Source organism: Amycolatopsis sp. YIM 10 (genome assembly GCF_009429145.1).
Taxonomy (GTDB): Bacteria; Actinomycetota; Actinomycetes; order Mycobacteriales; family Pseudonocardiaceae; genus Amycolatopsis.
On the sequence record NZ_CP045480.1, the window covers coordinates 3,603,919 to 3,628,642 of the forward strand.

Below are 24,724 nucleotides of genomic sequence, written 5' to 3' on the forward strand. Positions count from 1 at the left end.
ACTGCCTTGAGGAAGGACCAAGCCAGTCATGCCGAAACCGGATCGCGAGAAGTATTCCGATTCCGACGTGGAAACCGCCTGGGTCGACAAGCCGCCGGTGCTCAACTCCACCGTCACGCTCGTCGACTACGACCCCGAATGGCCCGCGCTGTACGAGCGCGAGGCCGCCCGCATCAGACAGGTCCTGGGGGACACGGTCGTGCTGATGGAACACGTCGGCTCGACTTCGGTGCCCGGCCTGTGCGCCAAGCCGATCATCGACATCATGCTCGTCGTACCCGACTCCGACGACGAAGACGCCTACGTGCCGCAACTGGAAGCCGCCGGCTACCGGCTGACGATCCGCGAACCCGACTGGGAGCGGCACCGGGCGTTCAAGGGCCCGGACACCAACGTCAACCTGCACGTCTACTCACCGGACACCAAGGAGATCGAGCGGTACCGGGTCTTCCGCGACCGCCTGCGGTCCAACCAGGAGGACCGCGAACTCTACGCCGCCACCAAGCGGCAGCTCGCCGCGCGGAAGTGGAAGTACATCCAGAACTACGCCGACGCCAAGAACGACGTGGTCGACGAGATCATGGGCCGCGCGCTCGGCCGGCCGGTGTCGCGCCGCGGTGCCGCGCCGCCCACCGAGCACGACCAGTACGACGGATTCGCCGCCGACTACGCCGAGCACGCCCGGCGCAACCCGTACCAGGAGCTGTACGACCGGCCCGCGATCCTGCGCCTGGCCGGCGACCTCGACGGGCGCACAGTGCTCGACGTGGGCTGCGCGGCCGGGCACCTCACCGCCGCACTCGCCGACCGCGGTGCCGACGTGATCGGCCTCGACGGCAGCCCGGCGATGGTCGACGTGGCGAAACGCGAGTTCGGCGACCGCGCCCGGTTCCAGCAGGGCGACCTGACTGAACCGCTCGCCTTCGCCGACGGCGAGTTCGACCTGGTCACCGCGTCGCTGGTGCTGCACTACCTGGAGGACTGGGGGCCGGTGCTCGCCGAGTTCCGGCGCGTTCTGCGGCCGGGCGGGGCCCTGGTCATGTCGGTGCACCACCCCGAGGACTGGCACTGGTTCGACCGGCCGGACTACTTCCGCCGCGAGCAGGTGACCGACCAGTTCCAGCTCGGTGGCCGTGAGGTCGACGTGCGGTTCTACCGGCGCCCGCTGAGCCAGACCTTCGGCGCGCTGCGCGAGTCCGGGTTCACCGTGGACGTCATCGACGAGCCGATGCCGCTGCCGGAATGCCGGGAGATTTCGCCCCGCGCCTACGCGTCGCTGACCACCGCGCCGCGGTTCCTCTACTTCCGCGCGTTCACCCCGGAGGCGTAGCGACTGTTCACCTCCCGGGTTCTGTTTCACCCGGTCGTGATCGCTTAGAGTGACGCCGACCCGGGAGGTAGAACAATGCAGCGATCCAGGTGGTTCGTGACGTCCGTGCTCGCCGTGGCCGCGCTGGTCGCGGCGACCACTCCGGCGACGGCGGAGGCCACCGCGTCGAAGAGCGTCCGGTTCGCCACGTTCAACGCGTCGCTGAACCGCGCGCAGGCCGGCCAGCTGGTCGCCGACCTGTCCACCCCGGACAACGCGCAGGCCCGCGAGGCCGCCGAGGTCATCCAGCGCAACCGCCCGGACGTGCTGCTGGTCAACGAGTTCGACTACGTCCCCGGCAACGCGGCGGCCGACCTGTTCCGGCAGAACTACCTGGGCGTCGGCCAGAACGGCGCCGCGCCGATCGACTACCCGTACGCGTTCACCGCGCCGGCCAACACCGGCGTGCCCACCGGGTTCGACCTGGACCGGAACGGCAAGGTCGAGGGCGGCAACGATGCCCACGGGTTCGGCGTGTTCGAAGGCCAGTACGGCATGCTCGTGCTGTCGAAGTACCCGATCGACACCGCCGCCGCGCGGACCTTCCAGCGGTTCCGCTGGGCCGACATGCCGGGCGCGCTGCTGCCGGACGACCCAGCCACCCCGGCGAAGGGCGACTGGTACTCCCCGGAGATCCTCGACGTGCTGCGCCTGTCCTCGAAATCGCACTGGGACCTGCCGATCCGCGTCGCCGGATCGGACGTGCACTTCCTGGTGTCCCACCCGACGCCGCCGGTATTCGACGGACCGGAGGACCGCAACGGCACCAAGAACCACGACGAGGTCCGGTTCTGGGCCGACTACGTCACCCCCGGCAAGGCCGGGTACATCTACGACGACCGCGGCGGCCGGGGCGGGCTCGGCCCGCGCGACCGCTTCGTCGTGGCCGGTGACAACAACGCCGACCAGCACGACGGTGACGGCATCGACGGTGGCATCGAGCGCCTGCTGCGCGCGCCGCGCGTGATCGACCCGCACCCGGCCAGCCTCGGCGGTGCGCAGGCCGCGCGTGACCAGGGCGGCGCGAACACCACGCACCGGGGACCGGCCTTCCTGGACACCGGCGACTTCGCGGACAACACGCCCGGCAACCTCCGCGTCGACTACGTGCTGCCGTCGCACGGGCTGGTCCCGTGGCGGGCCGAGGTGTTCTGGCCGCTGCCGGATTCGCCGCTGGCCAGGCTGAACGACGCCTCCGACCACCACCTGGTCCGGGTCGACGTGCTGGTGCCCCGGTGGTCCTGAGCGGGGGTTAGCCTGACCGGCATGAAGATCGCCATCCTGGACGACTACCAGAACGTCGCGCTGAGCTTCGCCGACTGGGACTCACTCGGGGCCGAGATCGAGGTCTTCACCGAGCACATCGGCGACCGGGACGAGCTGGCCAGGCGGCTCGCCGGGGCCGAGGTGGTCGTGGCGATGCGCGAGCGCACCCGCTTCGACGAGGCACTGCTGTCCCGGTTGCCTGACCTGAAACTCCTGGTGAGCACCGGCCACCGGAACGCGGCGATCGACGTGGCCGCGGCGAACCGCCACGGCGTGGTGGTGTCGTCCACCGGCTACATCGCGCACCCGACCGCCGAGCACACCTGGGCGCTGATCCTTGCCGCCTCGAGGAACCTGCCGACCGAATTCCGGTCGGTACGCGACGGCGGCTGGCAGCGCACCGTCGGCACCGGCCTGCACGGCAAGACGCTCGGCCTGCTCGGCCTTGGCAGGCTCGGCGCCCGCGTCGCGCGGATCGGCCAGGCGTTCGGCATGGAGACCATCGCCTGGAGCCAGAACCTGACCCAGGCGCGGGCAGCCGAGCACGGGGTCACCGCGGTGAGCAAGGAGGACCTGTTCCGCCAGTCGGACGTGCTGTCGGTGCACCTGGTGCTCAGCGACCGGTCGCGCGGCCTGGTCGGCGCGGACGAGTTCGCGCTGATGAAGCCGGCCGCGCTGCTGGTGAACACCTCGCGCGGCCCGATCGTCGACGAGACCGCGCTGCTCGACGCCCTGCGCGGCAGGGCGATCCGCGCGGCCGCGATCGACGTCTACGACGAGGAGCCGCTGGCCGCGGACCACCCCATCCGTGAACTGGACAACGCGGTGCTCACCCCGCACATCGGTTACGTGACCCGCGAGGTCTACGAGGTCTTCTACGGCGACGCCGTCGAGGACATCGCCGCCTACCAGGCCGGCAGCCCGATCCGGGTGATGGAGCCCTAGCTCCCGCCCAGCTCCGCGAGCACGGCGTCGGTGAAGGGCGGCCACGCTTCGACCGCCCACGGGCCGAAGGGGCGATCAGCCAGCGCGACGCACGCGGCACCGGCGTCCGGGTCGAACCAGATGAACGTGCCGGACTGGCCGAAGTGGCCGAACGTCCGCGGTGAGCTGGCCGAACCCGTCCAGTGCGGGCTCTTGTGGTCGCGGATCTCGAAGCCGAGGCCCCAGTCGTTGGGCTTCTGGTTGCCGTACCCGGGCAGCACCCCGGTCAGCCCGGGGAACACCACGGACGTCGCCTCCGCGACGGTCGAGGCGTCGAGCAGCTTGGGCTGCTGGACCTCCGCGGCGAACCGGACCATGTCGTCCACGGTGGACACCGCGCCCGCGGCGGGGGAGCCGTCGAGCCGGGTGTTCGCCATGCCCAGCGGTTCGAACAGGGCCTGGGCCAGGTAGGTGGTGAACGGGATGCCCGAGTGCTCGGTCAGCGCTTCGGTGAGCTGCTCGAACCCGGTGTTCGAGTAGATCCTGCGGTTGCCCGGTTCGGCCATCGACTTGTGCGAGTCGAAGGCCAGACCGGAGGTGTGGGCGAGCAGGTGCCGGACGGTCGCCCCGGCTGGACCGGCCGGGGTGTCCAGTTCCACGACGCCTTCTTCGATGGCGATCAGCGCCGCGTAGGCCGTGAGCGGCTTGGTGACCGAGGCCAGGGGGAACTCCCGGCCCGCGTCGCCGTGGCGGCCGGCCACCGTGCCGTCGGCGCGCACCACCGCCGCTGCCGCGTTCTCCACCGGCCACTGGTCGATCAACCGCAAGCTCTCCATGGGCCCACCCTACAATCAGCGGCCGAATGGCCTACTGAGTGCCCTCCGTGTCATTTTAGAATCTGTTGCCGGCATTTGTGCGTTCGCTTCCGGCCTGGTGAAAGGGGCGCGAATGGCGCATTCGGTGGATTGGGCGGCGCTCGGTGTCGATGTCACGAAACCGGCGCTGGCGCGCGTATACGACTACATGCTCGGGGGTTCGCTGAACTTCCCGGAGGACCGCGCGGTGGCCGAACGTCTCGCCGAGGTGGGGCCGTTTCGCGAGATGGCCAGGCTCAACCGGCTTTTCCTGCGTCGCGCGGTCCGCTTCTGTGTCGAGGCCGGGGTACGCCAGTTCCTCGATCTCGGTTCCGGCATCCCGGCCTCGGGAAACGTGCACGAAATCGCCCAGGAGTTGAACCGGGAGAGCCGCGTGCTCTACGTGGATCACGACCCGATCGCCGTGGCGCACAGCGAGGTCCTGCTGGCGGACAACCCGAACGCGACCATCCTGCGCGCCGACCTCCGCGACGCCGCCGCGGTTGTGTCGCACCCGGAGACCCGTGCCCTGCTCGATTTCGACCGCCCGATCGCGCTCTTTCTGCTCGGCGTTGTCCAGTACATTCCCGATTCAGCTGATCCAGCGGGTCTGATTGCGAAATACGCGGACGCGGTGACGCCGGGAAGCCTGCTCGCGATGACACATTTCACCTCGCGCAACATGGAGGAAGAAATGGCGGCCGCGGTGGAGCATTTCGCCGAAACCGCGGCGCCGATCACGCTCCGGTCCGCCGAGCAGATCACCGACATTCTGGGCCCCTTGGAGCCCGTGGAACCGGGCGTGGTGCTCACCGCGAAGTGGCGCCCGGAACTGGGCGGCCCGCTCGCGGCCGATCCCGAGCGCTCCGGCCACTACGCCGTTGTGGCGCGCAAGCGCTGAGTCAGCGCCGGCGCGCCACCACCGGCAGGTGATCGGGGTGCAGCGTGGTCGACGCGACGGGCCGCACGCGCGCACCCGGTCGTAACGGCAGGCGCCAGCGCCGGAGGACCACCGCTAGCACGATCAGCATCTCCGCCGCCGCGAACGAGCCGCCCATGCACACCCGGACCCCTTCGCCGTACGGGATGAACGCCCCTCGCGGCACGTGCTCAGCCCGCTCCGGCAACCACCGATCGGGGTCGAACCGGTCGGGCTCGGGGAACAACCGCGGATCGCGATGCAGGACGTACGGGCTGTAGAACACGTTCGCCCCGGCCGGGATCGCGTAGCCGCCCACCTCGATGTCGACCGTCGGGATGCGCGGGAACAACCACCCCGGCGGGTAGAGGCGCAGCGTCTCGTGGACCACCCGCGCGACGTATTCGAGCTTCGGCAGGTCGTCGAATTCGACCGGCCGGTCGCCGAGCACGTCGTCGAGTTCGCGGTAGACCTGCTCCGCGATTTCGGGGTGCCGGTCCAACTGGAGGAACAGCCAGCTCAGAGCTGCCGACGAGACCTCTGTCCCGACGAAGAACATGGTCATGACCTCGTCGTGCACTTGCTGATCGGTGAGCGTCTCGCCGGATTCGGGGTCACGGGCCTTGAGCAGCGCCGACAACATGTCGCGGCCCGTTGTGCCCTCTCGACGGTAGACCGCGATGACCTCGTCGATCAGCGCGTGCACCCGTTTGCCCGCCTCCGTGTACAACCGGTTGGACCGCGTCGGCAGCGCGTACAACAGGCCCGTCGGCGCGTAGGCCCGCTTGCCCACCCCGCGGAACACGATCGGCAGCCAGCGGGCGGCTTCCCTCGCGGTCTCGCTGCCCGCATCCGAGGCGAACATGCATCGGACCAGGATCGCGGCCGCGATCTCGTTCAGCTCGCGGCCCAGTTCGAGCGGCGCGCCGTCCACCCAGTTCGACGTCTGCTCCTCGGCCGCCGACCGCATGGTGTTCGCGTATCCCGTGACGCGCTCCTGGGTGAACAGGGGCGCGAGCATGCGACGCCGTTGCCGGTGCGGCTCGCCCCACGAACTGCCGATCCCGTCGCCGCCGAGCACCTTGAGCTTCTCGAAGAGCACGCCGTTCTTGGTCACCTGGTTGTGCTCGACCAGCAGTTCGCGCACCGTGGCGGGACTGTTCACCAGGAACGCGGGCTCGCGCCCGAGGCGGAACGAAACCACGTCACCGCAGGCTCGCTGCCGATCGACGAACTCGAGAGGCCGGCGGAACAACCGCAGCGCGTGCCCGACCACCGGCCGCCCACCCGGTGCCACCGGTGGACGGGCTCCTTCTCGCGTCATGGACCGCTCCTTTCACGAACTGCTGGATCGCGCGGAGCGCCACCGCATGAGCTGGTCGCCGACCAGCTTCAGCAGCGCGTCCTGGTGGCTTCGCAGGAAGAAGTGCCCGTGCCCGACGGTGACCCGCTCGAAGGCGGCCGTTGTGCAGTACCGCCACTGCTCGAGGTCGTCCTGATCGACCTGCGGGTCATCGGCACCGGAGGCGACCAGCACCGGGCAGCTCAGTGGCACCGGCCGGTCCAGCTGGTACGACCGGCGGCAGTCCAACGCCGCTCGCAGGTCGGCGGCCAGCCAACGGGCGAAGCGCGCGTCGCTGAGCAGCACGTCGTCCACTCCGCCGGACGTCCTGACCCAGTCGAGCAGGGCGGCATCGTCGTCGGCGGCCACCGGCAGCCGATTGGCCTGCAGATGTGGCGCGGGCATCGAGCACGCGACCAGCCCGTCCACGGCGAGGTCGGTGGAGTCCAGCAGCTTCCGTGCCGTTTCGTAGCCGACCAGCGCGCCGAAACTGTGCCCGAAGAAAGCCCACGGCGGTCCACCGGGTTCAGCCAGCCGAACCAGCTCCGCGAGCAGTTCGTCGGCGATCCGGTCGATCCGCCGCAGCGGCTCCTCGCGAATCCGGCGCTCGCGTCCAGGCAGCAATACCGGCCAGACCTCGATCGACTCGGGCAACGCCCTCGACCATGTGCCGAATTGGGAAGCCCCGGTGCCCGCTGCGCCGACGCAGACCAACCGGACCGCGGCTCGCTGCCGCCGGTCGACCTGGGGGAACCACGGACCTTCCGGCTCCGGTGCCATCAGCCCTCCTCGTTCCGGTCGACGACACCGGCCAGTTCGGCCACGGTCGGACGCTCGAACACGTCGACCGGGCTCAACTCGGTACCGAGATCGACGGCGACCCGTCGGACGAAGCGGGTGATCAGCGAAGACGTCATGCCGAGCAGGAAGAGATCCGCCCGCAGATCTGCCGAGTCGAATCGCTCCAGGCCGAGCAGGTCCGCCGCGATCTCGCCGAGCGCGGCTTGCGTTTCGCTGAGGCTCCCGCCGTCGCCGTTCCGCCCGGTGAACTCCGTCGGCAGGGTCAGTGCCGCGAAATCGACCTTGCCCCACGAGGTCAACGGCAGCTTGTCGACCGGGATGAACAAGCTGGGAACCATGTAGGAAGGCAGCCGTTCGGCCAGCCAGCGTCGCATGGCAGCGACATCCGGGTTCGCCTTGCCCACGACGTAGGCCACCAGCCGCCCGGCGTCCTCGCGCACGGCGCAGTCATGGACCGCGGAATGCTCCCGCAGCACGGCGCGAATCTCGCCGAGTTCAACCCGGAAGCCACCGATCTGCACCTGGTCGTCATTACGGCCGAGGAAGTAGAGCAGGCCGTCCGCCTCGCGCACTCCACGGTCGCCGGTGCGATACATGCGCCGGCCGCCTACTTCGACGAATCGCTCCGCGGTCAGCTCGGGTCGTCCCAGGTAGCCCAGCGTCACGCCGTCGCCGCCGATGAACAGCTCGCCGGGTGTGCCGTCGGGAACCACACGCAACGCGTCGTCCAGCACGACGATCTCACTGCCGTCGCACGTCCGCCCGATCGGAATTCGCCGCGTGTCGTCCGGATCGATCTCGATGTAGGTGCTGGCGATCGTCGCTTCCGACACGCCGTAGCTGTTGACGAGCGTGCGGCCGAAAGCCCAGCGCTGGGCGACATCCGACGGCAGATCCTCGCCACCGCAGATCACCACCCGCAGCGCGGGGAGGTGGTCGGGGTTCATCTCACGCAACCGCGACGGCGTGGCAACCAGCACGCTCACCCGTTCGTGCTGCAGAAACCGATCCAGTTCGGGACCGGGTAAGCGTTGTTGTTCGGTGGGAACGACGAGGTGAGCGCCGAGCGCCAGCGACGCGATCATCTCGAAGATCATCGCTTCGACGTGTTGCGGCGCGAGCATGGCCACCCGGTCGTCCGCCCGCAACCCGAAATGCCGCTCGGCCGTCCGGACCACCGACAGCAACGAAGAATGGCGGCCGAGGACTCCCTTGGGCTTGCCGGTGGACCCGGAGGTGTAGATGACGTAGGCGAGTTCCGCCGGGTCGACGACTTCGGCGGGGCAGCGCCATTCACCGCGCTCGGCGATTTCCACCGCGTCGTCGACCACCCCGGACCGTACTCTGGCAGACACCACGAGGCGAACGCCCGCGTCACGGATCAGCTCGGCGCGGCGCAGTTCGGGCAGCGTCGGTTCGATCAGCAGGAACGCGCCGCCCGCACGCCACACCGCGAGCACGGCCGCTACGGTCAGGGCCGAGCGCGGTATCTCGACCGCGACAAGCTCCCCTCGAACGAGGTTCCGCCTGGTCAACTGAGCGGCGATCGTCTCGACCAACGCTCCGAACTGGGCATAGCTCAGTTCACCGTCCACTGCGGACACGCACGGCCGGCCGCCTTCCGCGCGGATCCGCCGTTCGATGAGATCGCCTACGGTTCGGTCGGCCACGCCGACGCACGAGTTCATGGTCGCTCCTGTCTCACTGCCGGATCACGGTCGATGAGGTGCTGCACCGCTTGCGCTGCGCGCCGGGTGATGGCGCCGAGAATGGTCGTTTCCACGTAACGTTCGCCGACCGTCAGCTCGCCCAGCGCGTACAAACCGGGGACAGCGGCCCCAGTGGCGTCCTGAACCAGGCCGGTGTCGACGTCGATGCGTATCCCGCCGAACGGGTGGGGCACGGCCAACCCGCCGTGGACCATCGACCCCACCAGCTGTCTCGCCCGCCGCGGAACGACCGGCACACGCGGTCGGACCGAGTTGACAACGCAGTCAGCGACATACCGGCCCGACGCCGTGTCTACCAGAAACCCATTCTCGGTGGCAGAGACCATTTCGACGTCGCCAACGAGATGGAGTTGCCCAGTGCCCAACAGCCTGGTCAGTTCCGCCGCCGCCTCCTGAGGCATGGGGGCGCACAACCGAGCGCAGACGCCGTGCCACCGGCTGATGAAGGCGGCTCTGGTGGCGTCGTCGAAGAGTGGCCACGCCTTGTCGACGAGATACCGGGCGACGGCAACGAGCACCATGTGCCACGGTGTGCCGTCGCGGGCCTCATCGACATGGCGGAGAAAGCGGGTTGCGGGCGCTTCATCGCTGCGCAGTTCGCGCCACAGGTCGGACATCGGCACGTTGTGCGCGCGGAACTCTGTACGCAGTACCCGGTAGATGTCCAGTAAGGACAGGTAGCCTCTCGCTTCGGCGAGGGTGCTGACTGTGTTTTCGCTCGTCGCGACCAGGCCGGGACCTTGCCCTGCATAACGCACACTGGGCAGGTAGCCACTGCGAGAGATGGCCAGTATCTGTCCTTGATGGTCTGAAGCCGCCAGTTCGAGGACAAAATCGATGGCGGTAAGTCCGGTGCCCAGCACCGCTACCGTTTGCTCGCGCCCGATCTGTGACACCGTTTTGCGAAGCGGATACGGGTCGATGACAAAGCCGGTCCTGCCGGTAAGACCATAGGTGTCGACCGGCTCGGTCGTGCCAGGACACAAGAAGACGGCGTCGAAACGGTGCTGGTCGGCAGCTGCGGTGTGCACGGTGAACGCGTCGATTCCTCGGCTGATCGAGGACACCCGGTCGCCCACCAACCTGATCCGAACACCGCGGCGGCGCCCGAGCGACACCGCGGCGGCGACTACGTCCTCCAGGTAGCGCGCGTAGACGCTACGAGCCAGGAACTCCTCGCCAGTCAGGAGGTCGTGGCCACGTTCGCCCAACCACTCCACAAAATGCCGAGGTTCACCGGGGCGCACCGACATCATCCTCGCTGGCAGGTTGAGCAGTGCTTTCTCGCTTCCCGGCAGGTAGGCCCGCCCAGGTCCGAACCGCATGCTCGGATCGAAGACCGTGATCTCGTGCTCCCGTGCGAGGGAGGCTGCCTTCCCGAGGTCCTGCACGAGCTTGTCCAGCACGCTCGTTCCGGCGGCTCCCGCGCCCACTATCCCTATGCGCACAACGCTCACCGATCGGACAGTGGCGTGGTGGCCTTGGCTGTCCGGTCGAACCGGATGGGCAACTTGGTGAGAGAGGGCAAGTTCGCGTCGCCATTCCACTCGACGCCCGCGCCGGTCAGCCGGGCGCCCGACCGCACGGCCTGGGCCATTCGCTCGAACATCACAGCGCCTTCGAGTTCGGCCATCGCGGCTCCCGCGCATCGATGCCGCCCGTGACCGAATGCCAGGTGGCGCTTCCCCCTGCCCGTCGAAGCCAATTGCCAGTTCGCAGCGGCGAGGAGAACCAGGACCTTGTCGCCGGCGCGGATCCGGCACCCGCCTACATCGATGTCCGCGGTCGCGACCCTGCCGACAAAACGAGAGGGAGTCACGCTGGCCAGCGCACTGTGCAGTTCCAGGGCGGACACGTCCGAGGTCAGTGCGTCATGAAGGGAGATGGAGAGGAAGCCGGGCATGGTCTGATGGCCGGAAGCGATCAGCATGACCAGATTGGCTGCGATGTCCGCGTCGTGCAGCCCTTCGTCGTCGGCCGCGCGCACGAGCGCGCTGATGCCGTCCTCACCAGGTGCTTCCCGGCGTTCGCGAACCAGCCGAAGGGCGTATTCGTACAGCGTGCGGGCCCGGCGGTGGATCTCCGGATCGACCGTGCGGTCCAGTCCGCTGACGATGGCCGTGATCGCGTCCGACCCGGCGAGCACCATGTCCAGGTCGGACTCGTCGATGCCGAGCAGTTTGCCGAGTACCCGCAACGGAAACTCCTTCGCCACGTGCCCCGCGAAGTCGAGATCGCCTGGGCTGTCGAGCGGAAGCAACTCAGCGGCGAGCGCGCGCATCGACGGCTCGAGTGCTTGGATCCGTTGTGGAGCGAGGACGGCTCGGGCGACCTTCTTCAATCGCAGGTGTTCGGCCCCATCCTTCAGGAGCATCATCCGAGACACCATCGCGTCCATAGTGGATTCCGCTGCGTCGCGCGAGGGTGCCTTGTCACTGTTGGCGTTGAGCCGTTTCGACGAGAACCGTTCATCCGCCAGCACCAAGGACACTTCGTCCGCGCCGCAGATCAACCAGGCTGACACGTACGGATCCCAGTGCACTGCTCCACGTTGGACCAGGGCGGTCAGATGCTGTCGTGCGGCGGCTGGGCGGAGGATGAGGTTGTAGACGCTGAGGTCCTTCGGGCAAGCCGCTTGCCGCTTGTCGCGTGCCGGAGTCAGTTGTGGGTGACCGCCGGCCACTTTGCACGAGGACACGAACGCTCCTTCCGGCGGAGAGGACGTCACTTTGAGGCGCGCGATGGCCCTGAAGTCGCGTCAATAATCTCCGAAAGCACTCAGGTGGCCGCGAAGAATGAATTTCGCGCGGCGTGAAGGCGGGGATCGAACAAATCGACTGTCCGTCGACAGGGGTCGATTGTAGTGCGTTACTTGCCCCATGCCAACAGTGAAATCAACGACTAGTTGAAGTTGCACAAGCGAATAAGCCGTTCGTCAATATAAGGCGGGAGTCCGGTCGATAATTTGATGTAATGCTTCGCGTCGCGGCGTTTTTCCGTGCTGCGACACTTGGTCGCCGTTGATTCGTGCGGTTGGCCCACTGGAGCGAATGCTGGGTGGCGTCATTCGGCAGGGTGGCGCCAGGCGCACGCGGGTGTCGTTACCTTGCCGTGGTTGGGTCTCCCTTCTGCTTTGGGGTTGCCCCGCATGGTGGGGCCGGCGGAGTGGGCATGGCAACATTGCCAGCCCTCGCTCTCAGTGTCCGCCCGACTCTTGTGCGGGTACATCCACCGAATGAACGCAGGTTGTTCGGCGAACTGGCGTGCCTGGTGCTACCGGCGGGCTGTCGTGCCGCCATCTGGCGCAGAGTCACGCCGCGAATCGGCGGTGTGCTGGCGTTGGAATCGTTCAACTTGTCCGCTCAGCGTTCGTGGTTCGGTCAGATTGTGGTGACGTGACTGCGGTTTGGTGCTTCGTCAATGGCATTGCACGTCGGCTTCGGCGAATTTGTGCATCTGGCGCACACTTTTGCCAGTTCGGGTTTTCGTTTTGTCCGCGCGCATTGAACTGGAGTTCGTGACGTCGTCAGGGTGGGCAGATGTGTGACTCAGGCGCGCTCGGTGTCACGCACAACGGCAATAGTTGGGACCCTGGTCACCCGCGGTTGGCAGTGCGTCGTCTTGTGCAGTGCGCGGTTCGTGCAGAGGCTCCGGCGTGCTGGTGTAGGTCTCACCGCTGGGTGTGGTGACGGTGAGCGAGCCGTCGGCCTCCAGGGTGTGACGCCAACCGCGAACGGTCTGGAGCTTGTGATCGGCCGGGCACGTGCCTATCCGCGCGCTCTCGGTCCGGCCGTCGTGGTGCTCGCAGAGTTCGAGTTCGGTCAGTTTCGCCGGCCTTGTGCATCCGGGGCTACGGCACTCGCGGTCGCGCACCCGGACGAGTTCGGTGACGTTACCCGTCGCGCTGTGCTTGTTCTCGCCCAGTTCGGTGACCTGACCGCTCTGCGGCTCGGTGATGATCCGCTGGAACACGGTCTTCCGTCCGCTGCAGATCTCCCTGGCGAGCCAAGCCGGGATGATGCCGTGCCCGGCCAACTCCGCGGGCTTGTTGTTCAGTCCCGCGTAAGTCGTCGCGTCCAGGTAGAGGTAGCAGTGGGTCAGGACTTCGCCACCGAACTGCTTGCCCATCAGCAGATCCAGCATCGTGTCGGCGCGGAGTTGGTCCAGCGTGCGCGTCTCGTCCGCGGTCTTCAGCCGCCGGGCCAGTTGGTCGACGTTGGCGTACGCGGCGAGGGCGTGCTCGATCGGGGCAGCCGCCACCGCAAGGGAGGCGGTCCCAGTATCGCCGTGGCGGAGGCGCACATGGCGGCCTCGGCGACGGCCCTTGGCGCGATCGGCGTGGCCGTCTTGGTCGACCTTGGCGACCGTCCGGTTGGTGATCCTCCTGGCCTGCGTCGGGTTGCGACCTTCGAGCGCGTTCTCCAGTTGACTGTCGACTTCGGGCAACTTGCTGTCGGGGAGCCAGGCCGTCGCGTCCCGGACGCGCTCGGCGACGGTCAGCGGGATGCTGCCTTTCTCCAGCAGCGCGAAGGTTTTGGGCATGTGCGCGGTCAGCTTCTCGGCAGCGGTGATGGTGGCCGCGGCCCGGTGCTTGGTCATCGACAGTGCCAGGGCGACCTGCTCGGGGAGACCTCGTCTCGCGTCGGATCTTCGGCAGAACTCGGCGACCAGCTTCATTCTCCGTGCGTGCAGGCGTGAGATCTCCTTTTCGTTCTGCTTCAGGTCGGCGACGATGCGGTGAAGTTCGGTGGGCTTCGTGGTTGTGGTTTCCATGGCTCGACGGTAACCGTCGTGTCCGACATTTCGAAGCACACGATCGTGAGCCCATGTCAGTGCGGCGGAACTGTCGTGGGTGGTGGTTACGGTGACGCGCCGGAGGCCTGTCTCGAGGGTGGAATTCTCCCATAATGCCTGTTCAGAGGCTTGGTGTCGGCGATCAGGGAAGGTGGAAGCGTCGAAAAATAAGTGAGCGAACGGCCCGTTCGCGTAGAACGGGAACGGGGCTGTGGAAGCGGCCGCGGGCGATTGCTGCGGTGCGTGATGGTGTCCGGTGAGAATGCGGCTTCCGGGTGAGCCCCGCATAGGAAAAGCCGCCCCAGAGGACTTGCCCCGGGGCGGCTTTTCGGCTCTGTCGCTACGCGTCCAGGTCGCTTTCGATCAGCTCGGCCACTGCTTCGATCGCGGCTTCCGCGCCATCTCCTTCCGCGGTGATGACCACTTCGTCGCCATGTGCGGCGCCCAGTGTCATCAAGCTGAGCACACTGCCCGCGGCGACGGGCGTGCCGCCGTCCTTGGCGATGCTGACCGCCACCGGCTGGGCCGCCGCGGCCTTGGCGACCAGCGCGGCCGGCCGGGCGTGCAGGCCCACCTTGCTAGCCACCTTGACACGTCGCTCCGGCATTGAGCCGTCCTTTCCTTGTGGTGCTTGGTTTTCGTGGTGCGCTTACTTCGCGGCCGTGGCGTCGAGATCGGCCTCGATCGAGTCGTCTTCCTCGCGTCCCGGAGTGCGCAGGTTCCACTTGACGATGACGAACCGGAACAGGAAGTAGTAGATCAGGGCGTAGACCAGGCCGATCGGGATGAGCAGCCAGACGTTCGAACTCGCCGCCGGGTGCGTCGAGTTCAGTGCGAAGTCGATGGCGCCCGCCGAGAACGAGAACCCGAGATGGATGTCCAGCGCGTTGACCAGTGCCAGCGAGATACCGGTCAGGACCGCGTGGATCAGGTACAGCGGCCAGGCCACGAACATGAACGCGAACTCGATCGGCTCGGTCACACCGGTGAGGAACGAGGTGAACGCCGCGGCCACCATCACACCGCCGACGACCTTCTTCTGCGACGGCTTCGCGGTCTGCCAGATCGCCAGCGCGGCGGCGGGCAGGGCGAACATGAAGATCGGGAAGAAGCCGGTCATGAACGCGCCCGCGGTCGGGTCGCCGTCGAGGAACTTGGTCAGGTCACCACCGTCGAAGATGAACCACACCGGCACGTTGATCAGCTGGTGCAGGCCGATCGGGATGAGCAGGCGGTTGAGCAGGCCGTAGATGCCGCCACCGACCACGTCGCTGCTGGTGACCGCTTCGCCGAGGTTCTGCATGCCGGCGTCGATGACCGGGAAGATCAGGCCGAACACCACGCCGAGCACCAGCAGGACCAGCGAGTTGATGATCGGCACGAACCGGCGGCCGCCGAAGAAGGCCAGGTAGGTCGGCAGCTTGATGCGGTGGAACCGCTGCCACAGCACCGCGGTGACCAGGCCGACGATCACACCGGAAAGCACCGAGTACGGCCACTTGACCGGTGCGAGGAACCAGCCTTCCTTGAAGCCCTCCATCTCGTTGATCGGCGCGAACACCTGGACGACCTTGTTGAACACGACGAAGCCGACGACCGCGGCGACACCGGTGGAACCGTCGCCCTTCCGGGCGAAGCCGACCGCGATGCCCACGGCGAACAGCAGCGGCAGCCAGTCGAGCAGGCCACCACCCGCGGCGCTGAGCACGGCGGCGACCTTGTCCCAGCCGAGACCGTCCTTGCCGAGCAGGTCGTCCTGGCCCAGCCGGAGCAACAGGCCGGCGGCCGGCAGGGTCGCGATCGGGAGCATCAGGCTGCGGCCGAACCGCTGCAGACCGGCCAGCCCCCTACCCTTCGCCCCCGTTGTGGTGGCGCTCATCGGGTACCTCCATGTTTGGCGGGGTTACCGGAATCCGGGGAACTCCGGTCCAACTGCATAGTCACCTGGTAGTGATCTCCCCGGTACCAGGAAGTCATGTCCTCCACCGGTGCTCCGGCCATGCTGGAGACGCGGCGGAAGACGAGCAGCGGACTGCCGGTACGGATACCGAGCAGCCGTGCGGTTTCCTTGTCCGCCGACTCGGCCCAGACGGTTTGCCAGGCGTGGTCGAGGCGGATGTCCTGCTCGGCCAGCTGCGCGTACAGCGACCGGGTGAGGTCCAGCTCGAACAACCCCGCCACCTTGACGGGGTGATACCAACCGCGTTCCACGGCCAGCGGTATCCCGTCGGCGCGGCGCAGCCGCTTGAGCCGCAGCGCGGTGGCGCCCTCGGCCAGGCCGAGCGCGTTCGCGGTCGCCGCGGGCGGGACCTCGGTGGTGGTGCCGAGTACCTCGGTGGTCGGTTCGAGGCCCCGGCGGCGCATGTCGTCGGTGAACGACATGAGGTAGAGCTGCAGCTCCATCCGGCGGCTGGCGGTGAACGTGCCCTTGCCGCGCACCCTGGACAGCAGACCTTCCTCGACCAGCTTGCCGATCGCCGACCGGACCGTGAGCCGCGAAACCTGGTAGCGCTCCGCCAGCTCGCGTTCGGAGGGGATGGGGGAGCCGGGTGGCAGCTCCCGCTCGACCGCGTGCCGCAGGATCTCCCGCAGCTGAGCGTGTTTCGGGGTCGGACCGTCCACTACGCGGTCGGGCCGGGAGGGGAACGCGGCAGCGCTCATGTCCTCCACCTCCTTCCGCCGACTTCGTGACCCTGGTGCTCGCACCGGGCCGCGAAGATTGGTACGTTCCGGTCTAGACCATTCATTGATGGGGCAGAATGCTCCGCTGACTGATCGGGTGTCAACAGCCGTTACGAGTTCGTGCTCGTGATCGGCACCGGTACCGGCGATCGGCGTAGTTGTGCCTGGCGCGAATGCGCCAGGCCCGGATTTCAGGAGGTCACCGGTGGCGGACGACAGGCCGGAAAAGATCCTCGCGGCGCTCGGCGGCGCGGACAACGTGATCGAGATCGAAGGCTGCATCACCCGCCTTCGCTGCGAGCTGGAGGACGGCTCGGTCATCGACGAGGCGGCGCTGAAGAAGGCCGGCGCGATGGGCGTGGTGAAGGTGGGCTCGGTGGTACAGGTCATCGTGGGCCCGGAGGCGGACACGATCGCCAGCGACATCCAGGACCTGATGTGAGCTTGGAGATCCTGAGCCCGGTAGCCGGGCGCACGGTGCCGATGAGCGAGGTGCCCGACCAGGTCTTCGCGCAGGCGATGGTGGGCCCGGGGATCGCGGTGCAGCCCTCCGGCGGTCGCGCCGACGCGGTCTCGCCGGTCGATGGCACGGTCGTGACGCTGCACCCGCACGCGTTCGTCGTGGCCACCGAAAGCGGTCGCGGGGTGCTGGTCCACCTGGGCATCGACACGGTGCAGCAGAAGGGCGAGGGCTTCACCCTGCACGTGGTCAAGGGCGAGTCCGTGCGTGCGGGCCAGCCGCTGATCAGCTGGGACCCCGAGGCGGTCACGGCCGCGGGTTACTCCGCCGTGGTGCCGGTGGTCGCACTGGACGCACCGGCGGAGGCGTTATCGGCGCTGACGACCGGTACCGAGGTCACCGAGGGCGACGCGCTGTTCACCTGGAACGACTGAGCGGTCGGGACGGCCCCGGGAGCTGGGCTCAGGACTCCCGGGGCCGCTCGGCTCAGGCGCTGAGCACCTGGCCGTTCTCCACCTTCACCGCCACCGCGGGGAGCGGGGTCTCCGCGGGGCCCTGCCGAACCTGGCCGGTGAGGGCGTCGAACACTGAGCCGTGGCACGGGCAGGTGAGGTCCTTGCCCTCGGCCTTGACCGCGCAGCCCTGGTGGGTGCACACGGCGCTGAAGGCGACCGCGGTCGCGTCGGTCGGCCGGGCGACGATGATCTCCTGGTCACCTGATTTGACGGCTTTCGCCTCGCCGACCGGGATGTCGGCCAGCGCCACGAGCGAGCCGTTGCCCGCGGCGGCGGGCGGGGAATCGTCCGTTCCGCAGGCCGCGAGGGCGGCCGTTCCAGCGGCCACGCCGGCGACGGCGGCTCCGGTGACCAGTACGGTGCGGCGGGTGTGTTGTTCGGCAGTCATGCCCTGTGACACGACGTAGGTACCGATTCGGTTCAAAATCGGTCCGCCGACTGAACCAACGGGGTGCCGCGCCCGTGTGTGGAAGTAGTGTCCTTCCACACGCGCGCAGGGAGTCGGCCATGTTCACATGGGCGTTACGGTTGCTGGTGGTCGCGGGGTTGCTGGGCTCCGCGTGGATCCACTTCGACCTCTGGCAGCTGGGGTACCGCGATATCGACATGATCGGCCCGCTGTTCATGGTCAACGTGGTCGCCGGAGTCGTACTGGCGCTCGCCGTGCTGTTCTGGCACCACTGGCTGCCGCTGCTGGCCGCCGCCGGGTTCGGCGCGGTGACCCTGGTGGCCTTCGTCCTCTCGGTGACCGTCGGGCTGTTCGGCATGAAGAACGAGCTGTTCTGGGGGTCCTCACAGGTATGGGCGGCCATTGCCGAAGGGGCCTGCCTGCTCTTCGGCCTGTTGGCGATCGCGGTGCGCGACCGGGACGGCGCCCGGGTGTGAAGGACGCACCGGAAGACGAACTGATGCGCGCGCTGCACTCCGACCACGCGGCCGCGCTCTGGTCCTACGCACTGAGCCTGACCGGCGGCAACACCGCCCGTGCCGAGGATGTCGTGCAGGAAACACTGTTGCGGGCCTGGAAGCACCCCAAGGTGCTCGACCAGTCCCAGGGGTCGGCGCGCGCCTGGCTGTTCACCGTGGCCCGCCGGATCGCGATCGACGACTGGCGCTCGGCGGCTGCCCGTTCCGAAGTCACCACAGACGCACCCCCGGAGCAGCCCGTACCCGACGACACCGAACGCGCGTTGCAGGGATGGCTGGTGGCGGAGGCACTCGGGCAGCTGTCCGACCGGCACCGCGAAGTGCTCGTTCTCTGCTTCTTCCAGGGCTATTCGGTCGCCGACGCGGCCAGGCGGCTGGGGGTCGCCGAAGGCACCGTGAAGTCGAGGACGCATTATGCGCTCAGGGCGTTGAAGATGGCGCTGGAGGAGAAGGGGGTCGTGCGATGACCGATGACCCCTTCGCGTCCTATGACGCGGCGTACGTGCTCGGCGCGCTCACCCCGGAGGACCGGTACGCGTTCGAAGCGCACCTGGAAGTGTGCCGCGAGTGCGCCCGTGCCGTGCGCGAGCTGGCGGGGCTGCCTGGGCTGCTTTCGCAGGTGCCGGCCGACGCACTGGACCCGGTCGCGCGCGAACCCCGGGGCTTGCGGTCGTCGCTGATGCGACGCGTGCGGCGGATCCGGCTGCGTCGTCGCTGGACGACCGCCGGTGCTCTCGCGGCCGCTGCCGCACTGGTCGTGGTGGTGGCGTTCCCGCTGACCGCACAGGAAGAACCGGGCACCGCGATGGTGGCGCTCGGCGAGTTCCCGGTCGAAGCGGTCGCACAGGTCAAGGACGTGCCCGGCGGGTCGCGGGTCGACATGAAATGCAGCTACGAAGGCGGCAAGGTCGGGGACTACCTGCTGGTCGCGGTCAACCGCGAAGGACAGGTCGACGAACTCGCCAGCTGGCGGGCGATTCCCGACGACACGGCACAGATCTCGGTCGCCACGACCTGGCACCGCGCCGACATCGCCGCGCTGGAGATCCGCACGACGGCGGGCAAACCCCTGCTGCGCTGGGAGCCCTGACTACGGCTACGGCCCGTTCGCGTCGGTTTGCCCGCGGAACTGCTCCGTTGGCGCACATCCTCGTTTGCCAGCCCGGTGACGATCACCGGAACCTGACAACGTGCCTTGGATCTACTTCCCCTTCCTCGCTCTCGCCGGCTGCGTCGCTGGGCTCGCCGGCCGATGGGCGCTGCGCCGCGCCCTTCCGCCGGTGCGCCTGCCCGGTTGGGTCGCGGTCGTCTCCGTTGCACTGCTGTGGCCTCTGGTCGCCTGGTTCGGTGGGCCGTGGTGGTGGCTGCCCGTGCCGCTGGCGGTCGTCGCCGTCGCTGTTCCGTTGTTCGTGGTCGACCTGAGGGAACGTCGGCTGCCGGACGTGTTGACGCTGCCCGCCTACCCGATCTTCGCGGCCGCGCTCGCCTTCGCCGCGATCGAGGGCGGCGCGGGTTTGCTGTGGGGCGCGTTGTTGGGCGTGGTCGTGTTCGGTGGGTTGCACGCGGTGACCCATCGGGTGATTCCGCACGCACTCGGCGCCGGTGACGTCAAGCTGACCGGCTCGCTCGGGCTCGTTCTCGGTGCTGCCGGTTGGACAGCGATGGTCGTGGTGGTGGTCATCGCCGCGCTGGTGAGCGCCGCCTTGGGCGTGCTCGCGCGCATCCGCGGCTCGCCGACCTGGGACGATGGCGTGCCACACGGCCCAGGGCTGCTGATCGCCACCTCACTGGTCACGTTGTTTCCCAGCCAGTGAACACCGGTCCGGCACGGCGCGGAGGGTGTGCGTCCGGACAGGCCGCGGACGTGACAGGATCGTGGCGTGTTGCGCTGGATGACCGCAGGTGAATCGCACGGGCCCGCCTTGGCCGCCGTGCTCGAGGGCATGGTGGCCGGAGTCGAGGTCACCACCGCCGACGTGACCGAACAGCTGGCTCGCCGGCGGCTCGGGTTCGGCCGGAGCCCCAGGATGGGTTTCGAGAAGGACCGCATCGAGTTTCTCGGCGGGGTGCGGCACGGGCTCACCCAGGGCGGCCCGGTCGCCGTGCAGATCGAGAACGCCGAGTGGCCCAAGTGGGAAAAGGTGATGTCGGCCGACCCGGTGGACCCGGCCGAACTCGAAGGCCTGGCCCGCAACGAGCCGCTGACCCGGCCGCGGCCCGGTCACGCCGACCTGCCCGGCATGCAGAAGTACGACTTTCCCGAGGCGCGTCCCGTGCTGGAGCGGGCCAGCGCGCGGGAGACCGCTTCGCGCACCGCGCTCGGCACGGTCGCGCGGGCGTACCTGCGGCAGTTGCTCGGCGTCGAGATCGTCAGCCACGTGGTGTCGATCGGTGGCGCCGAGGCTCCGGACGGGCCGCTGCCCGGACCGGGGGACCTGGCCGCGATCGACGAGAGCCCGGTGCGGGCGTTCAGCGCGGAAGGCACCGAGGCGATGGTCGCCGAGGTGGACGCCGTGCGGAAGGCCGGTGACACCGTCGGCGGTGTGATCGAGGTGCTCGCGTACGGGCTGCCACCGGGTCTGGGTTCCCATGTGCACTGGGATCGACGCCTCGACGCCCGGCTGGCCGGTGCGCTGATGGGCGTCCAGGCGATGAAGGGCGTGGAGGTCGGTGACGGCTTCACGACCGCCAAGCGATGGGGAAGCCAGGCGCACGACGAGATCGACCGCGGCACCGGTCCAGTGGGTGTGACCCGACGGTCGAACCGCGCCGGTGGTCTCGAGGGCGGGATCACCAATGGTGAACCGCTCCGCGTGCGCGTCGCGATGAAGCCGATCTCCACCGTGCCCAAGGCTCTGTCCACCGTGGACGTGACGACCGGTGAGCCCGCTGTCGCCATCCACCAGCGGTCGGACGTGTGCGCGGTGCCGCGCGCCGGCGTCGTGCTGGAATCCGTGGTGGCGCTGGTGCTCGCCGATGCCGCGCTGGAGAAGTTCGGCGGCGACTCGCTCACCGAAAGCAAGCGCAACGCGGAGGGCTACCTGCGGGCGCTCGAGGAGCGCTGGTGAGTCCGCGCGCTGTGGTCGTCGGCCCGCCGGGGTCGGGCAAGAGCACCGTGGGGCGATTGCTGGCCCAGCAGCTCGGTGTCGGTTTCCGGGACACCGACGACGACATCGTCGACCGCGCGGGCAAGTCCATCTCGGAGATCTTCACCGACGACGGGGAGCCCGCTTTCCGTGCGCTGGAAGAGGAAGCGGTGTCGGTCGCACTGGCTGAACACGACGGGGTGCTGGCGGTGGGCGGCGGGGCCGTCCTGTCGGAGCGGACCCGCGGCCGGCTGGCAGGGCACACCGTGGTCTTCCTGAACGTCGGCATGGCGGAGGGCGTGCGCCGCACCGGTGTTTCGTCCGCGCGACCGCTGCTCGCCGGGGTGAACCCCCGCGCGACCTACAAGGCGCTGCTCGAGGCGCGACTGCCGGTCTACCGCGAGGTCGCCACCATCGAGATCGGCACCGATGAACTGATCCCCGCCGACGTGGTCACCGCGATCGAGGAACGGCTGCGGGAGACCGGCGGCGTCGAAGCCGCCCAGCACGAACGAGGAGCATGATGTCCGAACCGGTCCGTATCCAGGTCAAGGCCGGTACGCCCTACGACGTGGTGGTCGGTCGCGGTCTGCTCGGCGAACTCACCGAAACCGTCCGCGACGCGTCGAAGATCGCGCTGATCCACCCGCCCACGCTCACCACCACGGCCGAGGCCATCCGCGAGGAGCTGAACGAGGCCGGTCTCGACGCGCACCGCGTGGAGATCCCGGACGCCGAAGACGGCAAGGCGCTTTCGGTGGCCGGGTTCTGCTGGGAGGTCCTCGGGCGCATCGGGCTGGACCGGCGGGGTGCGGTGGTCGGCCTCGGCGGCGGCGCGGTGACCGACCTCGCCGGGTTCGTCGCCGCGACCTGGATGCGCGGCGTCCGGCTGGTCAACGTGCCGACGACGCTGCTCGGCATGGTGGACGCGGCGGTCGGCGGCAAGACCGGGATCAACACCGAGGCGGGCAAGAACCTGGTCGGGGTGTTCCACGAGCCGTCCGCGGTGCTGGTCGACCTGGCGACACTGGAGACGCTGCCGCCCAACGAGCTGGTCGCCGGAATGGCCGAGGTGGTGAAGGCCGGTTTCATCGCCGACCCGAGGATCCTCGAGCTGGTCGAGCAGAGCCCGGCGGCGGCACTGGACACCCAGGGCGACGTGCTCGGTGAACTGGTCCGGCGCGCGATCCAGGTGAAGGCCGACGTCGTGTCGGCTGACCTCCGCGAGTCGGATCTGCGCGAGATCCTCAACTACGGGCACACCCTCGGGCACGCGATCGAGCGGCGCGAGCGGTACCGCTGGCGGCACGGTGCGGCGGTGAGCGTCGGCCTGGTGTTCGCGGCCGAGCTGGCGCGACTGGCCGGGCGGTTGGACGACGCGACGGCTGACCGGCACGCCGCGGTGCTCCGGTTGCTCGGGTTGCCAACGACCTATGACGCCGAGGCGCTGCCCCAGCTGCTCGAAGGCATGCGCACCGACAAGAAGACGCGGTCCGGCGTGCTGCGGTTCGTCGTGCTGGATGGACTTGCGAAGCCCGGACGGCTGGAGGGGCCGGACCCGTCCCTGCTCGCGGCGGCCTACTCGGCGATCGCCGCGGACAAAACCGGGGGCGGGAGCGTGCTGCTGTGAAGGTCTTCGTGTTCAACGGGCCGAACCTCGGGCGGCTCGGCAAACGGGAGCCCGGCGTCTACGGGGCGTCGACCCACGATGACCTGGTGCGGCTCTGCGAGGAGACCGGCAGTTCACTCGGCGTGGAGGTCGAGGTTCGCCAGACCGACCACGAAGGCGAGATGGTCGGCTGGCTGCACGAGGCGGCGGACGCCGGGGCGGCTGTCGTGTTGAACGCGGGCGCCTGGACCCACTACTCGATCGCGGTCCGCGATGCCGCCGCGCAGCTGACTGCACCGTTGGTCGAGTTGCACATCTCGAACGTGCACCGGCGCGAAGAGTTCCGGCACCACAGCGTGCTCTCCGGCATCGCCACCGCGGTCATGGCGGGCTTCGGCGTTCCCGGTTACGCGCTGGCCATCCGATGGCTGGCGGAACAAGCGGACTGACTCCACTGCGAACGACATCTGGGGGGATGCATGGTTCCGGTTCTGACCACCGAGCGGCTCACGTTGCGCGGGTTGAACCGTGACGACACCCACGCGGTGCTGCGGGTCTTCGCGGATCCGGTGATGAGCCGGTTCTTCCAGGTGGACCTCTCCGACCCGGTGCAGTGCCGCGAAATGGTCGAGCGCCGGCTGGCTTACGACGGACCGCCGGAACTCGGGCACTGGGTGATCCAGAGGGACGGCGAGGTGATCGGTCTCGTGCACCTGCGGCCGTCCTGGGAGTTGCCGGGGAACGTGGCCGAAATCGGCTACTTCATCGATCCGCGGCACGGCGGCAGCGGGCTGGCGACCGAGGCCGCCGCGCGGCTGCTGGACTACGGGCTCACCGAACTCGGATTGCCCGCCGTCTGGGCGCTGATCCGGGAGTCCAATGTGTCCAGTGTCAAACTGGCGCAACGGCTGGGTTTCCTGGACGTCGGCAGCGGGATCCACTACGGCGCCGAACACCGCGTCCACGTGAAGCTGCCGGAGACGCACGGCCGGGTGCACCACATCGAACTCTGGGTGCCCGATCTCGCCGAAGCGGAGGCCAGTTTCGGCTGGCTGCTGGGCGAGCTGGGCTGGCGCGAGTTCCAGCGGTGGCCGGACGGGGTGAGCTGGAAGCTCGGCGCCACCTACCTCGTGGTGGAGCAGTCGCCGGCGCTGACCGCCCGGGAGCACCGGCGCCGCGACCCGGGGCTGAACCACTTGGCGCTGCACGTTTCCACTCGGCGGCGGGTCGACCGGCTGGCCGAGGAATCGGGCGCGCACGGCTGGAAACCGCTGTTCGCGGACCGGTACCCGCATGCGGGCGGTGACCAGCACTACGCGGCGTATCTGGAAAATTCCCACGGCTTCGAAGTGGAACTTGTCGCCACACCACCAGGTCTGCACTCGAACGGGTGAACCTCTCCGTACACTGAGTCGTAGTTACTTCCGTGTCGCGTGCTCGTCGACA

The 24,724-nt window shown here is 68.6% G+C and carries 26 protein-coding genes; 15 read left to right on the forward strand and 11 right to left on the reverse strand.

All coding sequences use genetic code 11. The annotated features are described in order from the left end of the window. Positions 1 to 28 precede the first annotated feature (28 nt). The 3 genes from YIM_RS17520 (at position 29) to YIM_RS17530 (ending at position 3,580) form a co-directional block, all read left to right on the forward strand. Positions 29 to 1,330: a GrpB family protein gene (locus YIM_RS17520; protein ID WP_153031374.1), complete on the forward strand. Its 1,302-nt coding sequence runs from the start codon at positions 29 to 31 to the stop codon at positions 1,328 to 1,330. A gap of 96 nt (positions 1,331 to 1,426) precedes the next feature. Next, complete coding sequence (locus YIM_RS17525; protein ID WP_370468995.1) at positions 1,427 to 2,614, forward strand: endonuclease/exonuclease/phosphatase family protein; 1,188 nt, start codon at positions 1,427 to 1,429, stop codon at positions 2,612 to 2,614. A 21-nt stretch (positions 2,615 to 2,635) separates the two neighbouring features. After that, positions 2,636 to 3,580, forward strand: a complete 945-nt coding sequence (locus tag YIM_RS17530) for a D-2-hydroxyacid dehydrogenase family protein (protein ID WP_153031376.1) — start codon at positions 2,636 to 2,638, stop codon at positions 3,578 to 3,580. On the opposite strand, the gene YIM_RS17535 is transcribed toward YIM_RS17530, so the two are convergent. Then, positions 3,577 to 4,395: a serine hydrolase gene (locus YIM_RS17535; protein WP_153031377.1), complete on the reverse strand. Its 819-nt coding sequence runs from the start codon at positions 4,393 to 4,395 to the stop codon at positions 3,577 to 3,579. The genes YIM_RS17530 and YIM_RS17535 overlap by 4 nt on opposite strands. A gap of 112 nt (positions 4,396 to 4,507) precedes the next feature. Here YIM_RS17535 and YIM_RS17540 point away from each other — a divergent pair, with 112 nt between their 5' ends. Further along, entirely contained in the window at positions 4,508 to 5,314 is an 807-nt protein-coding gene (locus YIM_RS17540) for an SAM-dependent methyltransferase (protein WP_153031378.1), read from the forward strand. Position 5,315: 1 nt separating this feature from the next. Here YIM_RS17540 and YIM_RS17545 read toward each other — a convergent pair whose 3' ends face one another. The 9 genes from YIM_RS17545 to YIM_RS17580 form a co-directional block, all read right to left on the reverse strand. Then, the gene (locus YIM_RS17545; RefSeq protein WP_153031379.1) at positions 5,316 to 6,656 is read right to left on the reverse strand and encodes a cytochrome P450; all 1,341 of its coding nucleotides are present in this window, start codon (positions 6,654 to 6,656) and stop codon (positions 5,316 to 5,318) included. Positions 6,657 to 6,668: 12 nt separating this feature from the next. Beyond that, positions 6,669 to 7,454: a thioesterase II family protein gene (locus YIM_RS17550; protein WP_153031380.1), complete on the reverse strand. Its 786-nt coding sequence runs from the start codon at positions 7,452 to 7,454 to the stop codon at positions 6,669 to 6,671. Further along, positions 7,454 to 9,163 carry a non-ribosomal peptide synthetase gene (locus tag YIM_RS17555; protein ID WP_153031381.1) on the reverse strand — a complete coding sequence of 570 codons (1,710 nt, stop codon included), beginning with the start codon at positions 9,161 to 9,163 and terminating at the stop codon, positions 7,454 to 7,456. Before YIM_RS17555 ends, YIM_RS17550 begins: the two co-directional genes overlap by 1 nt. Further along, on the reverse strand, positions 9,160 to 10,752 hold the full coding sequence (locus YIM_RS17560) for an FAD/NAD(P)-binding protein (RefSeq protein ID WP_228004795.1): 1,593 nt from the start codon (positions 10,750 to 10,752) through the stop codon (positions 9,160 to 9,162). The genes YIM_RS17555 and YIM_RS17560 overlap by 4 nt, the downstream gene beginning before the upstream one ends. After that, positions 10,659 to 11,903 carry a cytochrome P450 gene (locus YIM_RS48600; RefSeq protein ID WP_194240189.1) on the reverse strand — a complete coding sequence of 415 codons (1,245 nt, stop codon included), beginning with the start codon at positions 11,901 to 11,903 and terminating at the stop codon, positions 10,659 to 10,661. Before YIM_RS48600 ends, YIM_RS17560 begins: the two co-directional genes overlap by 94 nt. An 866-nt stretch (positions 11,904 to 12,769) precedes the next feature. Continuing rightward, positions 12,770 to 14,287, reverse strand: coding sequence for a DUF222 domain-containing protein (locus YIM_RS17565; RefSeq protein ID WP_153031383.1), 1,518 nt, complete (start codon positions 14,285 to 14,287; stop codon positions 12,770 to 12,772). A 52-nt stretch (positions 14,288 to 14,339) separates the two neighbouring features. Then, positions 14,340 to 14,606 (reverse strand): HPr family phosphocarrier protein, encoded by a 267-nt coding sequence (locus tag YIM_RS17570; RefSeq protein WP_153031384.1) that lies wholly within the window; start codon positions 14,604 to 14,606, stop codon positions 14,340 to 14,342. 42 nt (positions 14,607 to 14,648) lie between these two features. Further along, a complete protein-coding gene (locus YIM_RS17575; RefSeq protein ID WP_153031385.1) occupies positions 14,649 to 15,878 on the reverse strand; it encodes a PTS transporter subunit EIIC in 1,230 nt (409 codons plus the stop codon). Further along, complete coding sequence (locus tag YIM_RS17580; RefSeq protein ID WP_153031386.1) at positions 15,875 to 16,660, reverse strand: GntR family transcriptional regulator; 786 nt, start codon at positions 16,658 to 16,660, stop codon at positions 15,875 to 15,877. Before YIM_RS17580 ends, YIM_RS17575 begins: the two co-directional genes overlap by 4 nt. A 226-nt stretch (positions 16,661 to 16,886) precedes the next feature. Between YIM_RS17580 and YIM_RS17585 the strand changes: the two genes are divergently transcribed. Both YIM_RS17585 and YIM_RS17590 read left to right on the forward strand, forming a co-directional pair. Then, positions 16,887 to 17,123 (forward strand): glucose PTS transporter subunit EIIB, encoded by a 237-nt coding sequence (locus YIM_RS17585; protein WP_153031387.1) that lies wholly within the window; start codon positions 16,887 to 16,889, stop codon positions 17,121 to 17,123. Beyond that, positions 17,120 to 17,575 (forward strand): PTS glucose transporter subunit IIA, encoded by a 456-nt coding sequence (locus YIM_RS17590; protein WP_153031388.1) that lies wholly within the window; start codon positions 17,120 to 17,122, stop codon positions 17,573 to 17,575. Before YIM_RS17585 ends, YIM_RS17590 begins: the two co-directional genes overlap by 4 nt. Positions 17,576 to 17,627: 52 nt before the next feature. On the opposite strand, the gene YIM_RS17595 is transcribed toward YIM_RS17590, so the two are convergent. Beyond that, on the reverse strand, positions 17,628 to 18,044 hold the full coding sequence (locus tag YIM_RS17595) for a ubiquinol-cytochrome c reductase iron-sulfur subunit (protein WP_153031389.1): 417 nt from the start codon (positions 18,042 to 18,044) through the stop codon (positions 17,628 to 17,630). Between the two features lie 119 nt (positions 18,045 to 18,163). On the opposite strand from YIM_RS17595, the gene YIM_RS17600 reads away from it, so the two are divergent. The 9 genes from YIM_RS17600 (at position 18,164) to YIM_RS17640 (ending at position 24,672) form a co-directional block, all read left to right on the forward strand. Continuing rightward, positions 18,164 to 18,541: a hypothetical protein gene (locus tag YIM_RS17600; protein WP_153031390.1), complete on the forward strand. Its 378-nt coding sequence runs from the start codon at positions 18,164 to 18,166 to the stop codon at positions 18,539 to 18,541. Further along, positions 18,538 to 19,050 (forward strand): sigma-70 family RNA polymerase sigma factor, encoded by a 513-nt coding sequence (locus YIM_RS17605; protein ID WP_153031391.1) that lies wholly within the window; start codon positions 18,538 to 18,540, stop codon positions 19,048 to 19,050. The genes YIM_RS17600 and YIM_RS17605 overlap by 4 nt, the downstream gene beginning before the upstream one ends. Next, the gene (locus tag YIM_RS17610) at positions 19,047 to 19,673 is read left to right on the forward strand and encodes an anti-sigma factor (protein WP_153031392.1); all 627 of its coding nucleotides are present in this window, start codon (positions 19,047 to 19,049) and stop codon (positions 19,671 to 19,673) included. The genes YIM_RS17605 and YIM_RS17610 overlap by 4 nt, the downstream gene beginning before the upstream one ends. Positions 19,674 to 19,773: 100 nt before the next feature. Continuing rightward, positions 19,774 to 20,397 (forward strand): prepilin peptidase, encoded by a 624-nt coding sequence (locus YIM_RS17615; RefSeq protein ID WP_228004796.1) that lies wholly within the window; start codon positions 19,774 to 19,776, stop codon positions 20,395 to 20,397. A gap of 66 nt (positions 20,398 to 20,463) precedes the next feature. Then, positions 20,464 to 21,651, forward strand: a complete 1,188-nt coding sequence (gene aroC, locus YIM_RS17620; RefSeq protein WP_153031393.1) for a chorismate synthase — start codon at positions 20,464 to 20,466, stop codon at positions 21,649 to 21,651. Then, entirely contained in the window at positions 21,648 to 22,193 is a 546-nt protein-coding gene (locus YIM_RS17625; protein ID WP_194240191.1) for a shikimate kinase, read from the forward strand. Before aroC ends, YIM_RS17625 begins: the two co-directional genes overlap by 4 nt. Continuing rightward, positions 22,193 to 23,299 (forward strand): 3-dehydroquinate synthase, encoded by a 1,107-nt coding sequence (aroB, locus tag YIM_RS17630; RefSeq protein WP_153037056.1) that lies wholly within the window; start codon positions 22,193 to 22,195, stop codon positions 23,297 to 23,299. The genes YIM_RS17625 and aroB overlap by 1 nt, the downstream gene beginning before the upstream one ends. Then, positions 23,296 to 23,727, forward strand: coding sequence for a type II 3-dehydroquinate dehydratase (aroQ, locus tag YIM_RS17635; protein ID WP_153031394.1), 432 nt, complete (start codon positions 23,296 to 23,298; stop codon positions 23,725 to 23,727). Before aroB ends, aroQ begins: the two co-directional genes overlap by 4 nt. A gap of 30 nt (positions 23,728 to 23,757) precedes the next feature. Continuing rightward, positions 23,758 to 24,672 carry a GNAT family N-acetyltransferase gene (locus tag YIM_RS17640; protein ID WP_153031395.1) on the forward strand — a complete coding sequence of 305 codons (915 nt, stop codon included), beginning with the start codon at positions 23,758 to 23,760 and terminating at the stop codon, positions 24,670 to 24,672. The last annotated feature ends 52 nt before the right edge of the window (positions 24,673 to 24,724 follow it).